Below are 14,575 nucleotides of genomic sequence, written 5' to 3'. Positions count from 1 at the left end.
GCAGTTTTCGCTTATGTTTGAAATTTTTAGAGCCTATCAATTTAACACTAAAAAGGCTAAAGAGTATGGATTTGTAGAAAATCAAGGAATATGGACTTATAGTTCGCCTATTTTGCAGGGTGATTTTCTTATGAGGATTACAGTGGAGGATAGTGATTTAAGGTTTCAAGTTTTTGACCAGGAAACTGGTGACCTCTATCCTCAAGTTCACATGGAAAGCATGAGAGGAACTTTTGTCGGAAGTGTTCGAGAGGCATGCCTAGAGGAACTTTTTAACATCAGAAAGGCCTGTTTTGAAGTCCAGGAGTTTATCTGTCCTCAAACCAAGAGAATCATGACTCGAGTTCAAGAAATCTATGAAAATCAACTGGAATACTTATGGGAAAAATCTCCTGATACAGCTGTTTTACGCCATGAAGATAATCAGAAGTGGTATGCAGTACTAATGAAGATTTCTTGGGAAAAACTGGATAAGTCACGAGAAGGAGAAGTGGAAGTTGTGAATTTAAAACATGATTTGGTTTCTGATTTGTTAGCAGAAAGAGGCATTTATCCTGGCTTTCATATGAATAAACGCTATTGGATTAGTCTACCACTTGATGATACTCTGACTGACGAGAAGGTACTTGAATTATTTGAGAAAAGTTACTTTTTGACTTCGAAAAAATGAGATTGTATGTTTGAGTTTTCAAATAGGTTTAATTACCCAAATATTCTTTACTGAAGAAATTTTCAGAAAATAATGGATTTTTTCTTGACAAGCAGTTTTCCCTATGCTAGAATACTAAACAAGACATCAAACAAAGGAGAAAGTCAAACATGAAAACAGCTAAGTTTAATCAATTTGCTTTGTTGTTGAGGTACTCGGGCTAGTGCAGAAGCATTAGTCCTGTTTGGCTTACCAAGCGGGAGTAAATCGACATCTCGCTTGGAATTCCGAGCGAGATGTTTTTTCTATATCGAAAATGTGAAGGGAGAATTCTCATGCGTGTAGTTGAGTTTTTAGATACTAGTCTCCGAGATGGTGAGCAGACGCCAGGTGTTAATTTTTCAATCAAGGAAAAGGTTGCTATTGCTAAACAACTGGAGAAATGGGGCATTTCAGCAATAGAAGCTGGTTTTCCAGCAGCTAGTCCAGATTCATTTAAAGCAGTTCAGGAAATCGCTAAAGCCATGAAGAAAACTGCAGTGACATGTTTAGCACGTTCTGTCAAATCTGATATTGATGCGTGTTATGAGGCGCTGAAGGATGCTAAGTATCCACAAATCCATGTCTTTATCGCAACTAGCCCTATTCATAGAGAGTTCAAGTTGAACAAGAGTAAAGAGGAAATATTGGAAGCAATTAAAGAACATGTTTCCTATGCATGTTCTAAGTTTGAAGTAGTAGAATTCTCTCCTGAAGATGCGACTAGAACCGAGTTGGATTTCCTTTTACAAGTCGTTCAGACAGCGGTAGATGCGGGTGCGGCCTATATCAATATTCCTGACACGGTTGGTTTTACGACACCAGAGGAATATGGAAGCATCTTTAAATACTTGATTGACAATGTACAAACTGACCGACAAATTATCTATTCACCTCACTGTCATGATGATCTTGGAATGGCGGTAGCAAATAGCCTTGCGGCCGTTAAGAATGGGGCAGGACGTGTTGAGGGAACCATTAACGGTATCGGAGAACGAGCTGGGAATGCTGCTCTAGAAGAGATAGCAGTAGCTCTCAATATTCGCCAAGATTATTACCAAGCAGAGACAAGCATCGTTCTAGATGAAACCATCAATACGTCTGAAATGGTTTCACGCTTCTCAGGGATTCCAGTTCCTAAAAATAAGGCAGTTGTCGGAGGAAATGCCTTTTCTCACGAATCAGGTATTCACCAAGATGGCGTTCTTAAAAATCCACTTACCTACGAAATCATCACACCAGAGCTGGTGGGTGTTAAGAGTAACAATCTGCCACTTGGTAAATTATCTGGTCGCCATGCCTTTGTAGAAAAACTAAAAGAATTGGCCCTAGACTTCACAGATGAGGATATCAATCCACTCTTTGCCAAGTTCAAAGCCTTAGCAGATAAGAAGCAAGAAGTTACAGACGCAGATATTCGGGCTCTGGTAGCTGGAACCATGGTTGAAAACCCAGAAGGCTTCCACTTTGATGATCTGCAACTTCAAACTCATGCGGAAAACGCTATTGAAGCGACCGTCAGTCTGTCTAATCTGGATGGTGAGAAGGTCGAATTTAATGCTACTGGGCAAGGTTCTGTAGAGGCTATCTTCAACGCTATCGACAAGTTCTTTAATCAATCGGTTCGTCTGGTATCCTATACAATAGATGCGGTAACGGATGGTATTGATGCCCAGGCTCGAGTATTAGTTACTGTTGAAAACAAAGACACAGAAACAATCTTTAATGCGGCCGGACTTGATTTTGATGTACTGAAGGCTTCAGCAATTGCATACATTAATGCCAATACCCTTGTTCAAAAAGAGAATACTGGCGAGATGGGACGCAGCGTCTCCTACCGAGATATGCCTAGTCTTTAAAGGAGAATACCATGACAAAGAAAATTGTTGCCCTTGCAGGTGACGGAATCGGCCCAGAAATCATGGAAGCTGGTTTAGAAGTTCTAGCCGCTATAGCCGAAAAAACAGGCTTTGACTATGAGATAGATAGGCGACCTTTTGGCGGTGCAGGTATTGATGCAGCAGGCCATCCTTTGCCAGATGAAACTTTAAAAGCTGCTAGAGAAGCAGATGCTATCCTTCTGGCAGCTATTGGTAGTCCTCGGTATGATAACGCAACGGTTCGACCTGAACAAGGCCTATTAGCTCTTCGCAAGGAACTCAATCTCTACGCCAATATTCGTCCGGTAAAAATCTTTGAGAGTCTCAAGCACTTGTCGCCTCTCAAACCTGAACGAATAACTGGTGTTGACTTTGTAGTAGTTCGTGAATTGACCGGAGGGATTTACTTTGGTGATCATATCCTTGAAGAGCGAAAAGCACGTGATATTAATGATTATAGTTACAATGAAGTGGACCGGATTATTCGCAAGGCCTTTGAAATAGCAAAGGGACGAAGAAAGATGGTTACTAGTATTGATAAGCAAAATGTTTTGGCAACTTCAAAACTATGGAGGAGAGTGGCTGAGGAAGTCGAAAAAGATTATCCCGACGTAATCTTAGAACACCAGTTGGTTGATTCAGCTACCATGCTCATGATTACCAATCCGGCTAAGTTTGATGTTATCGTTACTGAGAATCTTTTCGGAGATATCTTATCTGATGAATCAAGCGTCCTATCTGGGACACTCGGAGTCATGCCATCGGCTAGTCACTCTGAAAACGGACCAAGTCTTTATGAGCCTATTCATGGTTCTGCACCTGATATAGCAGGTCTAGGAATTGCCAATCCTATTTCCATGATTTTATCAGTTGCTATGATGCTACGTGATAGTTTTGGACGATTTGAAGATGCAGAACGTATCGAAGATGCTGTAGGAGCAAGTTTAGTAGCTGGAATTTTAACGAGAGATATAGGAGGACAGGCTTCGACCAAGGAAATGACAGAAGCCATTATCGCAAGACTATGAAACTAAACGAAGGAATTACTGTTGCTCTCTTGATTTGGAACCTTTTGATTTTTATAATCTATGGCATTGACAAATCCAAGGCAAGGAGAAAAGCCTGGCGCATCCCTGAGAAAATCTTACTCATTTTAGCTTTTACTTGTGGTGGTTTTGGTGCTTGGTTAGCAGGAATCACTTTTCATCACAAGACTAGAAAATGGTACTTTAAAACAGTTTGGTTTCTTGGGATGGTGACCACACTAATCGCTTTGTATTTTATATGGAGGTAATGAATGGCAGGAAAATCGATTTTTGATAAATTATGGGACCTCCATGTCATCACAGGAGAAGAAGGACAACCTCAACTCATGTATGTAGATCAGCACTATATTCACGAGGTGACCAGTCCTCAAGCTTTTCAAGGATTACGAGATGCAGGACGTAGATTGAGACGACCAGATTTAACATTTGGTACCTTTGACCACAATGTACCAACGGTCAATATCTACGATATTCGAGATGTCATTTCCAAGGCGCAAATTGATAAGCTTGCTGAAAATGTTGAGGAGTTTGGGATTGAACATGCGGCCCACGGTTCTGAAAAGCAGGGAATCGTTCACATGGTAGGTCCAGAAACAGGACGGACGCAACCAGGAAAATTCATCGTCTGTGGCGATAGCCATACAGCTACCCACGGAGCTTTCGGGGCGATTGCTTTTGGAATAGGGACTAGCGAGGTCGAGCACGTATTTGCTACTCAAACCCTCTGGCAGGTTAAACCCAAGAAAATGTTGGTGGAATTCACAGGAGTTCCTCAAAAAGGGGTTTATGCCAAAGATTTCATTTTAGCCTTGATTGCCAAGTACGGTGTTGCTTGTGGTGTTGGCTACGTGGTGGAATATCGAGGTCAGGCCATTGATGCTCTGACCATGGAAGAGCGAATGACCATCTGTAATATGTCTATCGAGTTTGGCTCTAAGATGGGCATTATGAATCCAGATCAGAAGACTTATGACCATTTAAAGGGTCGTGATTGTGTTCCCAAGGATTTTGATGCGGCAGTGGACGATTGGAAAAGACTGGTTAGTGATGACGATGCGGTTTATGACAAGGTTATCCAGATGGATGTCTCTGAATTAGCTCCTATGGTGACTTGGGGGACCAATCCTGCTATGGGTGTTGACTTTGACAGCAACTTCCCAGAAATAAAGGATATGAATGATGAACGAGCCTACAATTACATGGAGTTACAACCAGGTCAGAAGCCGGAAGATATTGAACTAGGCTATGTCTTTATTGGTTCTTGTACCAACGCTAGACTTAGTGATTTGCAACTGGCGGCTCGATTTGTAGAAGGGAAGAAAATTGCCCCCAATCTAACAGCAATCGTGGTTCCGGGCTCTCGACCAGTCAAGCGAGCTGCTGAGAAGTTGGGATTGGATAAGGTCTTCCTAGATGCTGGCTTTGAATGGAGAGACCCAGGTTGCTCTATGTGTCTCGGAATGAATCCTGACAAGGTACCAGATGGTGTTCACTGTGCCTCAACTAGCAACCGTAATTTTGAAGATAGACAGGGATTTGGAGCGAAGACTCATCTTTGTAGTCCAGCAATGGCAGCTGCGGCAGCTATCGCAGGTCGTTTCGTAGATGTTCGTCAATTGCCTGAAGCCCAGTAAGGAGAGGATATGGAAAAATTCACAGTATTTACGGGAACAACCGTTCCTCTTATGAATGATAATATTGATACCGACCAAATCCTTCCCAAGCAGTTTCTCAAGTTGATTGATAAAAAAGGTTTTGGTAAGTACCTCATGTATGCTTGGCGTTATTTGGACAATCAGTATACTGAGAATCCAGACTTTGTCTTTAACCGACCAGAATACTGCAAAGCTAGTATTCTCATTACAGGGGATAACTTTGGGGCTGGATCTTCAAGAGAGCACGCAGCTTGGGCTCTAGCAGATTACGGCTTTAAGGTCGTGATTGCAGGCTCTTTCGGAGATATTCATTACAATAATGAACTCAATAATGGTATGTTGCCTATTGTCCAGCCCAGAGAGGTTAGAGAGGAACTCGCCCAGCTCCAACCAACTGACCAAGTAACAGTAGACTTGGAACAACAAAAAATCATCTCACCAGTTGGAGAATTCACTTTCGAAATCGATAGCGAATGGAAACACAAGCTCCTAAATGGTTTGGATGACATTGGTATCACCTTGCAGTATGAAGATTTGATTGCTGCCTATGAAAAACAGCGCCCAGCTTACTGGCAGGAATAGAGTAAAAAAATAGAAAAGGAAATAGAACTATGACAAAACACATTCAATGGAACGGAACACTTTCACAAGAAGGTTATGACATTTTAAAAGGTGAGGGCGGATGTATCGTTTGTCCTACTAAAGTCGGATACATTATCATGACTAGTGACAAGGCAGGTCTTGAACGTAAGTTTGAAGCAAAAGAGCGTAACCGTAACAAACCAGGTGTGGTTCTCTGTGGTAGCATGGATGAACTTCGTGCCCTTGCGCAATTGAACCCTGAAATCGAAGCCTTCTACCAAAAACATTGGGATGAAGATATTCTCCTCGGTTGTATCCTTCCATGGGAACCAGAAGCTTTTGAAAAACTCAAAGAATACGGTGATGGACGTGAAGAACTCATGACTGACGTTCGTGGAACGAGCTGTTTCGTTATCAAGTTTGGAAAAGCTGGTGAACAATTGGCTGCCAAACTTTGGGAAGAAGGTAAGATGGTCTACGCTTCATCAGCAAACCCATCTGGGAAAGGAAATCGAGGTAAAGTTGAAGGAATCGGTCAACGTATCGAAGGAGCAGTGGATCTTGTCATTGAGGCAGACGACTACGTTGCTTCTATCCAACCAGACAAAACAGTTGAAACTCGCTACGAGCAAGGTGTGATGGTCTCTATGGTCGATAAAGAAGGCAAGCTCATCCCAGAACAAGGTGGAGCACGCTCAACTTCACCAGCACCAGTCGTGATCCGTAAAGGACTTGACATCGATAAAATCATGATGCATCTGTCAGACACCTTTAACTCATGGGACTACCGTCAAGGGGAGTATTATTAAGATTAAATACAAATTAGAGAGTGAATAAACTCTCTATTTTTTATGAAAATACAATCAAAATCCGAACTATATAATCTTTATAATTCAAAATGTTTGACAAAAACTTTACCTTAGTTTATAATCGTTAAAGGAAACGTCGGAAAAGGCGTAGCGATGCGAAAGCATAGGTAGGTTATTCTAAAAGAAACGAGACATCGAAATGTTAAACGAATTTCCGATCTTTGACTATGAAGATATTCAGCTAATCCCTAACAAGTGTGTCCTTAAAAGTCGTGCAGAAGCTGACACACAAGTGACACTTGGGAAGCACACCTTTAAATTACCAGTTGTTCCCTCTAATATGCAAACGATCTTGGATGAAGATGTTGCAGAACAACTTGCCAAGGGTGGTTATTTCTATATCATGCACCGCTTTGATGAAGCTGGGCGCATTCCATTTGTGAAACGCATGCATGAGAAAGGTTTGATTGCTTCTATCTCTGTTGGTGTTAAAGATTACGAGTATGATTTTGTGAGTCAATTAAAGGATGATGCTCCAGAGTACATCACTATTGATATCGCTCATGGACATGCTGACAGTGTGATTTCAATGATTCAGCACATCAAAAAAGAGTTGCCAGATACCTTTGTCATCGCCGGTAACGTTGGTACTCCAGAGGCAGTTCGTGAACTTGAAAATGCTGGAGCAGACGCTACTAAGGTCGGAATCGGTCCAGGTAAAGTATGTATCACTAAGGTTAAAACAGGCTTTGGTACTGGTGGTTGGCAGTTGGCGGCTCTTCGCTGGTGTGCTAAAGCTGCGCGTAAACCGATTATTGCCGATGGTGGTATCCGTACACACGGAGATATTGCCAAGTCAATCCGCTTTGGTGCAAGTATGGTTATGATTGGTTCTTTATTTGCAGGCCATATCGAAAGCCCTGGTAAAACTGTCGAAGTCGATGGTAAACAATTTAAAGAATACTATGGTTCCGCTTCAGAATACCAAAAAGGTGCCTATAAGAATGTCGAAGGTAAGAAAATTCTTCTTCCTGCCAAAGGACACTTACAAGATACCCTAACTGAGATGGAACAAGATTTGCAAAGTTCGATCTCTTATGCTGGAGGTCGAAAGGTAGCTGATCTTAGACATGTAGATTATGTGATTGTGAAGAACTCTATCTGGAATGGAGATGCTCACTAAAAATATGATTACTTATTTATGTCGCGAATTGGCGTGGCGTTTCTACAAGGTACCGTAAATACCTAACAATGAGTAAGTCGAAGAGAGATAAAAGAAGCAGTACTATTTGTTTCTATGTTTCCGAGGGGCTTACTTTGTAAGTCCCTTTTTATTTCGGAGGTTAATGTGAAATTACTAGAGGAACGTATTTTAAAAGATGGGAATATTCTAGGTGAGAATATTCTTAAGGTGGATTCCTTCTTGACCCACCAAGTTGACTATTCCTTGCTGCGTGAGATCGGTCGTACCTTTGCAGAGCATTTTAAAAATGCTGGTATTACCAAAGTTGTAACCATTGAGGCGTCTGGAATTGCTCCAGCTCTTTATGTAGCTGAACAATTGGATGTGCCCATGATTTTTGCTAAGAAGGCAAAAAATATTACTATGAATGAAGGAATTTTGACTGCTGAAGTATATTCTTTCACGAAACAAGTTACTAGTACCGTATCTATTGCAGGGAAGTTCTTATCTCCAGGAGATAAAGTACTAATTATTGACGATTTTTTGGCAAATGGGCAAGCTGCTAAAGGTCTGATTCAGATTATTGAGCAAGCCGGTGCTAATGTTGAAGCTGTCGGAATTGTGATCGAAAAATCCTTCCAAGATGGTCGTGAACTATTAGAAAAATTAGGTCATCAGGTAGTATCACTTGCGCGTTTAGAGCGTTTTGAAAATGGAAAAGTTATCTTCAAGGAGGCAGATATCTAATGAAACAACAAGAAAACCACTCACAGGCAGCCGTTCTTGGTTTGCAACACTTACTTGCCATGTACTCGGGCTCAATTCTGGTACCAATCATGATTGCAGGTGCTTTAGGTTATTCAGCTCAACAGTTGACCTACCTTATTTCAACAGATATCTTTATGTGTGGGGTTGCAACTCTCTTACAATTGCAACTCAATAAATACTTTGGTGTTGGTTTGCCTATTGTTCTTGGGGTAGCCTTCCAGTCTGTTGCTCCTCTCATCATGATTGGACAAAGTCATGGTAGTGGTGCTATGTTTGGGGCCTTAATTGCTTCAGGGATTTATGTCATCTTGATTTCAGGTATCTTCTCTAAAGTTGCCAACCTTTTCCCTGCAATCGTAACTGGTTCAGTTATTACAACTATCGGATTGACCTTGATCCCAGTGGCCATCGGAAATATGGGAAATAACGTTGAAAAACCAACTGGACAAAGTTTAGCCTTAGCAATGATTACTGTGCTTATCATTCTTTTGGTCAATATCTTTACAAAAGGATTCATTAAATCAATTTCAATTCTGATTGGTTTGATTGCAGGTACTATCATCGCTGCGACTATGGGCTTGGTTGATTTCTCTCCAGTAGCAGAAGCTCCACTTGTTCATATCCCAACTCCATTCTACTTTGGTGCTCCACAATTTGAGATTTCTTCTATTGTAATGATGTGTATTATCGCTACTGTATCAATGGTAGAATCAACTGGTGTATATCTTGCCCTTTCTGATATTACTAAAGATCCAATCGATAGCACTCGTCTCCGTAATGGCTATCGTGCTGAAGGTCTTGCTGTTTTACTTGGTGGACTTTTCAACACCTTCCCTTATACAGGATTTTCACAAAACGTAGGTTTGGTGAAACTTTCTGGTATTCGTACACGTTTGCCGATATACTATGCTGCAGGCTTTCTTATCTTACTTGGTCTCTTGCCTAAGTTTGGTGCCTTAGCACAGATTATCCCAAGCCCTGTTCTAGGTGGAGCTATGCTGGTCATGTTCGGTTTCGTTTCACTTCAAGGGATGCAAATCTTGTCTCGTGTGGACTTCGAACATAATGAACACAACTTCCTCATTGCAGCAGTTTCTATTTCTGCTGGGGTGGGATTAAACGGTAGCAACCTCTTCAATACTCTACCAACCGAATTACAAATGTTCTTCTCAAATGGTATCGTTATTGCAAGTACAGTAGCTATTATCTTGAACGCTATTTTGAACCGTAAAAAATAAAAATTAGTGAGAAGGGATAGAAAAGCCCTTCTCATTTTCTTTTTTAGAGCTTGAGTATTGTTTCTATGGCCCTTTTTATGGTAAAATGGTTTTATGAATGAAAGAATGAAAGAGCTCGTTGAGTTGCTCAATCGCTATGCGACAGAGTATTATACAAGTGATAATCCATCTGTATCTGATAGTGAGTATGACCGTCTTTATCGTGAATTGGTAGAGTTAGAAAAAGCTCATCCTGACCAAGTCTTGCCAGAAAGTCCGACCCACCGTGTTGGCGGTAAGATTCTAGATGGTTTTGAAAAATACAGTCATCAGTATCCTCTCTATAGTTTGCAGGATGCTTTTTCACGTGAAGAACTCGATGCCTTTGATGCGCGTGTTCGTAAAGAATTGGATGATGTCACTTATATTTGTGAGTTGAAGATTGATGGACTATCGATTTCCTTGACTTATGAGCAAGGACTTTTTGTTGCTGGAGCAACTCGTGGTGATGGCTCTATTGGTGAAAATATCACAGAAAATCTTAAACGAGTGAAAGACATTCCTTTATCCTTGCCAGAAAAACTAGATATTACTGTTCGTGGTGAATGCTATATGCCGAGGGCATCATTTGATCAGGTTAATCAATCGCGTCAAGAAAACGGCGAGCCTGAATTCGCTAATCCACGAAATGCTGCTGCAGGAACCCTTCGCCAGTTAGATACTGCAGTAGTAGCTAAGCGTAATCTTGCAACTTTCCTCTATCAGGAAGCAAGTCCTTCAACTAGAGACAGCCAAGAGAAGGTTTTAAATCATCTGGAACAGTTGGGCTTTGTTGTCAATCCTAGACGCCTATTAGCGCACAGCATGGATGAGGTTTGGGAGTTTATCCAAGAAGTCGGTCAAGAAAGAGACCAATTGCCTTATGATATCGACGGTGTCGTGATTAAGGTCAACGACCTAGCTGGTCAAGAGCAACTTGGTTTTACAGTTAAAGCACCTAAGTGGGCAGTCGCTTATAAGTTCCCTGCAGAAGAAAAAGAAGCAAAACTGCTTTCTGTTGACTGGACAGTAGGACGAACTGGTGTCGTAACTCCGACTGCCAATCTTACTCCGGTGCAATTGGCAGGTACAACAGTTAGTCGTGCAACGCTTCATAATGTTGACTATATCGCTGAAAAGGATATCCGCAAGGATGATACTGTCGTCGTTTATAAGGCGGGAGACATCATTCCTGCTGTTTTACGTGTCGTAGAATCAAAGCGTGTGTCTGAGGAGAAACTAGATATCCCAACAAACTGTCCAAGTTGTGACAGTAAGCTTTTGCATTTTGAAGATGAGGTGGCTCTTCGTTGCATCAATCCTCGATGTCCTGCTCAGATTAAGGAAGGCTTGATTCACTTTGCATCTCGTGACGCCATGAATATTGCTGGTCTTGGACCATCTATCGTCGAGAAACTATTTGCTGCCGATTTGGTTAAAGATGTTGCGGATATTTATCGTTTAACTGTAGAAGATTTGCTCTTGCTAGATGGCATTAAGGATAAATCGGCTCAAAAACTTTATCAAGCTATCCAATCATCTAAGGAAAATTCTGCAGAAAAACTCTTATTTGGTTTAGGGATTCGTCATGTTGGTAGCAAGGCAAGTCAACTACTCTTACAACATTTCCATTCGATCGAATCACTTGCTCAAGCAAATCCTGAAGAAGTAGCAAGTATCGAAAGTCTAGGGAGTGTTATTGCTCAAAGTCTTCAATCCTATTTTGAGTCTGAGGGTGCTCAACTACTTTTAAGAGAATTAAAAGAATTAGATGTTAATCTAGATTATAAAGGACAGATCGTTGCGGCAGATGCAGCCTTATCTGGTCTGACTGTTGTACTGACAGGAAAGCTAGAGCGTTTAAATCGTTCAGAAGCTAAAAATAAACTAGAAAGTTTAGGTGCCAAGGTAACTGGCAGCGTATCGAAAAAGACCGATCTTGTGGTAGCAGGAGCAGATGCAGGGAGCAAACTCCAGAAAGCGCAGGAATTGGGAATCGAGATTCGAGACGAAGCTTGGCTTGAAAGTTTGTAAGGAATACACAGTCTAGAATACTCATCTATCATTTCTTGCTTCTATCCAATTATTATAATCAAGAAATGCTACTATATAAATTTAACAATTAGAAATTAGGAAAAAACATGTATCATTATCCTGTACTTATTCATTATCATCGTAAAGATGACGCTTATAAGGCATGCAGTTTCAATAAGAATCCTCTAGATTCAGTAGAGTTTATCAAAGAAGAAGAATACTTTGGAGAAAAATTTTCATTTACTCAACTAAGTGAAACACCTCTCGAACAAATGCTGTTTACAGTTGAAAAAAATGGAGTCAGCAAAGAATATCCTATCCGATTCAATCATTATCCACTCTTAACAGAGGTTTGGATTTTAGATGGGGATGATACCGTGTATTATTCTGAAAATCCAGCTATCGCAAGTCCACACTATAAAGATCAAAATCCATTTGCTTTTGATAAAGCGATTAACAGTGCTAGTTTTGACCATCACTGGGGTTACCAAGGAGAATTAGGGTGTCAGGTTTCCGAAAAAGAAACCAGCTTTAAACTATGGTCCCCAACAGCAACCACTGTACAAGTTATAGTGTATGAATCTGCAAGTAATGATGCTCCGATTTTAAGAACTTATGAGATGGAGCGAGGGAATAGCTATTCATACAGTCATAAATATAATACCATTGGTGTCTGGAGTCTTACAGTTCCAGAAAATCTTGCAGGACGAGCTTATCAATACCAGATAGAATTTCCACATCATCAATCAGTAACTCGAGATCCATATACGACTGCAACAAGTCCAGACGGCAAACGTTCAGCAATCCTTTCTGAAGAAGAATGCCAAGTTGATGGGTTTGAAGTTAAGAATGGAACGGAAGCAACATGGCGTTTAGAAAATCCTTGCCAAGCTGTCGTTTATGAAATGCATGTACGTGATTTGACCAAGTCTGAAACATCAGGTGTTTCTCCAGAGTTAAGAGGAACCTTCCTAGGAGCTGCTCAAACTGGTACAGTCAACCAATATGGCCAGTCTACTGCATTTGACTACATCAAGGAACTAGGTGTTAACTATGTTCAACTGCAACCAATTGCAGATCGTCACAAAGAGTATGATGCAGATGGGAATGTCACTTACAACTGGGGTTACGATCCACAAAACTACAATGCACCAGAAACCAGCCTGTCTACGAATCCAAACGATCCAGGTCAAGTTATCCGAGATTTGAAAACGATGATTCAAGCCTATCATGATGCTGGAATTGGTGTCATTATGGACGTTGTTTACAACCATACTTTTTCAACTGTTGATGCTCCATTCCAAACAACAGTACCGGATTATTATTACCGAATGAATAGAGATGGAAGCTATCAAAATGGTACAGGTGTAGGAAACGAGACTGCGAGTGAGCACGAAATGTTCCGTAAGTACATGATCGATTCGCTTCTCTATTGGGTAAATGAGTTTAATATCGATGGTTTCCGTTTCGATTTGATGGGTATCCATGATGTTAAAACCATGCAGATGATTCGTTGGGCTATGGATGAAGTCGATCCTAAAATCATCCTTTATGGAGAAGGCTGGGATATGGGAACTGGTCTTGCTCCTTATGATAAGGCTAAGAAAGACAATGCCTATCAATTACCTAATATTGGCTTCTTCAATGATGATCAACGTAATGCGGTAAAAGGTGCTGAAGTTTATGGTGATATCAAAACAGGCTTCGTAAGTGGTGCTGCTACTGAACCAATTGTTGCAAAAGCGATCCTGGGTAGCCATGAACTAGGTTCTTATCTCAGTCCTAATCAGGTTGTCAACTACGTAGAAGCCCATGATAATTATAACTTGCATGATTTGCTAGCGACTCTTCATCCAACAGAAGACGAGACAAGTATCATGAAAAAAGTAGAAACAGCAACTGCAATGAACCTACTTATGCAAGGTATTTCCTTTATGGAACTTGGTCAAGAATTCGGTCGTACAAAACTAGTAGCTACAGGCGAAAATGGTGACCTGACTCATGATGACCGAGAACGAGCTATGAATAGTTATAATGCTCCAGATGCTGTGAACCAAGTAAATTGGGACTTAATTAATGAGCGTCAAGAAAGCATTGAATTTATTCGTCAGATTATAGGTCTTAAAACAAAGACTAGTGCTTTTTCATATCCTACATACGAGGAAGTATACCGTCATGTCTTTGTTCATACAGCGATTGAAAACAGTGGCTGGATTGTCTACGAAGTTCAAGGAGATGACGAGCATTTCTTAGTGGTCTTTAATGCTAAAGGAGAATCCCAGTATTATGAAAATGCGGGTAACCTTGAAATGCGAATCACTAACAGCCGTTCAAAAAATGAAAATACAATTGACAATGTTAGTGTGGCAGTCTTGAATGTTTTAGCGTAAGTCTTAGATTGAAGACGAAGTCAATGAAGTGTAGGATAAAACGCTCTTGCAGAGTCCAATGAATCAATAAAAATGTTTCAAAGACTCAATTCTACTAAAATGCGAGGTCGGGATTTTGATCCCGGCCTATACTTCTAGAAAGTCTCATTTGAAGTCGAAAGTAAAACTAAAATTTTCAGAAAAAGCAGTTCATTTTCAAGTCCTAGACAGATAGAAAAAGCAGAAGTTTCATTACTAATTGAATTAAAGTTAGAAAAGTTCATTGCTTTTAGCGGGAGAAACCT

At 40.8% G+C, this 14,575-nt stretch carries 12 protein-coding genes and 1 riboswitch; all 12 genes read left to right on the top strand.

The window, feature by feature from the left end; all coding sequences use genetic code 11:
* Nucleotides 1–13 precede the first annotated feature (13 nt).
* The 12 genes from AC3E9F_RS05410 (at nt 14) to pulA (ending at nt 14,291) form a co-directional block, all read left to right on the top strand.
* Nucleotides 14–670 carry an MmcQ/YjbR family DNA-binding protein gene (locus AC3E9F_RS05410; protein ID WP_263393509.1) on the top strand — a complete coding sequence of 219 codons (657 nt, stop codon included), beginning with the start codon at nt 14–16 and terminating at the stop codon, nt 668–670.
* A gap of 314 nt (nt 671–984) precedes the next feature.
* Nucleotides 985–2,547 (top strand): 2-isopropylmalate synthase, encoded by a 1,563-nt coding sequence (locus tag AC3E9F_RS05405; protein WP_263393510.1) that lies wholly within the window; start codon nt 985–987, stop codon nt 2,545–2,547.
* Between the two features lie 11 nt (nt 2,548–2,558).
* Nucleotides 2,559–3,596, top strand: coding sequence for a 3-isopropylmalate dehydrogenase (gene leuB, locus AC3E9F_RS05400; protein WP_263393511.1), 1,038 nt, complete (start codon nt 2,559–2,561; stop codon nt 3,594–3,596).
* Nucleotides 3,593–3,862, top strand: coding sequence for a DUF1294 domain-containing protein (locus tag AC3E9F_RS05395; protein ID WP_263393512.1), 270 nt, complete (start codon nt 3,593–3,595; stop codon nt 3,860–3,862). The genes leuB and AC3E9F_RS05395 overlap by 4 nt, the downstream gene beginning before the upstream one ends.
* Nucleotides 3,863–3,865: 3 nt before the next feature.
* A complete protein-coding gene (gene leuC / locus AC3E9F_RS05390) occupies nt 3,866–5,248 on the top strand; it encodes a 3-isopropylmalate dehydratase large subunit (RefSeq protein ID WP_263393513.1) in 1,383 nt (460 codons plus the stop codon).
* Nucleotides 5,249–5,257: 9 nt separating this feature from the next.
* Nucleotides 5,258–5,851, top strand: coding sequence for a 3-isopropylmalate dehydratase small subunit (gene leuD / locus AC3E9F_RS05385; RefSeq protein ID WP_263393514.1), 594 nt, complete (start codon nt 5,258–5,260; stop codon nt 5,849–5,851).
* Between the two features lie 29 nt (nt 5,852–5,880).
* Nucleotides 5,881–6,660 (top strand): L-threonylcarbamoyladenylate synthase, encoded by a 780-nt coding sequence (locus AC3E9F_RS05380; protein WP_263393515.1) that lies wholly within the window; start codon nt 5,881–5,883, stop codon nt 6,658–6,660.
* Between the two features lie 199 nt (nt 6,661–6,859).
* Nucleotides 6,860–7,843: a GMP reductase gene (guaC, locus tag AC3E9F_RS05375; protein ID WP_214261841.1), complete on the top strand. Its 984-nt coding sequence runs from the start codon at nt 6,860–6,862 to the stop codon at nt 7,841–7,843.
* A riboswitch (purine riboswitch) is annotated at nt 7,836–7,932 on the top strand. Its footprint overlaps the gene before it by 8 nt.
* A 76-nt stretch (nt 7,933–8,008) precedes the next feature.
* On the top strand, nt 8,009–8,590 hold the full coding sequence (locus AC3E9F_RS05370) for a xanthine phosphoribosyltransferase (RefSeq protein ID WP_263393516.1): 582 nt from the start codon (nt 8,009–8,011) through the stop codon (nt 8,588–8,590).
* A complete protein-coding gene (locus AC3E9F_RS05365; RefSeq protein WP_263393517.1) occupies nt 8,590–9,849 on the top strand; it encodes a nucleobase:cation symporter-2 family protein in 1,260 nt (419 codons plus the stop codon). The genes AC3E9F_RS05370 and AC3E9F_RS05365 overlap by 1 nt, the downstream gene beginning before the upstream one ends.
* A gap of 93 nt (nt 9,850–9,942) precedes the next feature.
* Nucleotides 9,943–11,901, top strand: a complete 1,959-nt coding sequence (ligA, locus tag AC3E9F_RS05360; RefSeq protein WP_263393518.1) for an NAD-dependent DNA ligase LigA — start codon at nt 9,943–9,945, stop codon at nt 11,899–11,901.
* A 107-nt stretch (nt 11,902–12,008) separates the two neighbouring features.
* Nucleotides 12,009–14,291, top strand: coding sequence for a type I pullulanase (gene pulA / locus AC3E9F_RS05355; RefSeq protein WP_263393519.1), 2,283 nt, complete (start codon nt 12,009–12,011; stop codon nt 14,289–14,291).
* Nucleotides 14,292–14,575 lie beyond the last annotated feature (284 nt).

The organism is Streptococcus sp. SCPM-O-B-15277 (M60) (genome assembly GCF_058200335.1).
Note: the sequence above shows the minus strand (reverse complement) of the source record. Positions and strands in the feature narration are given on the sequence as shown.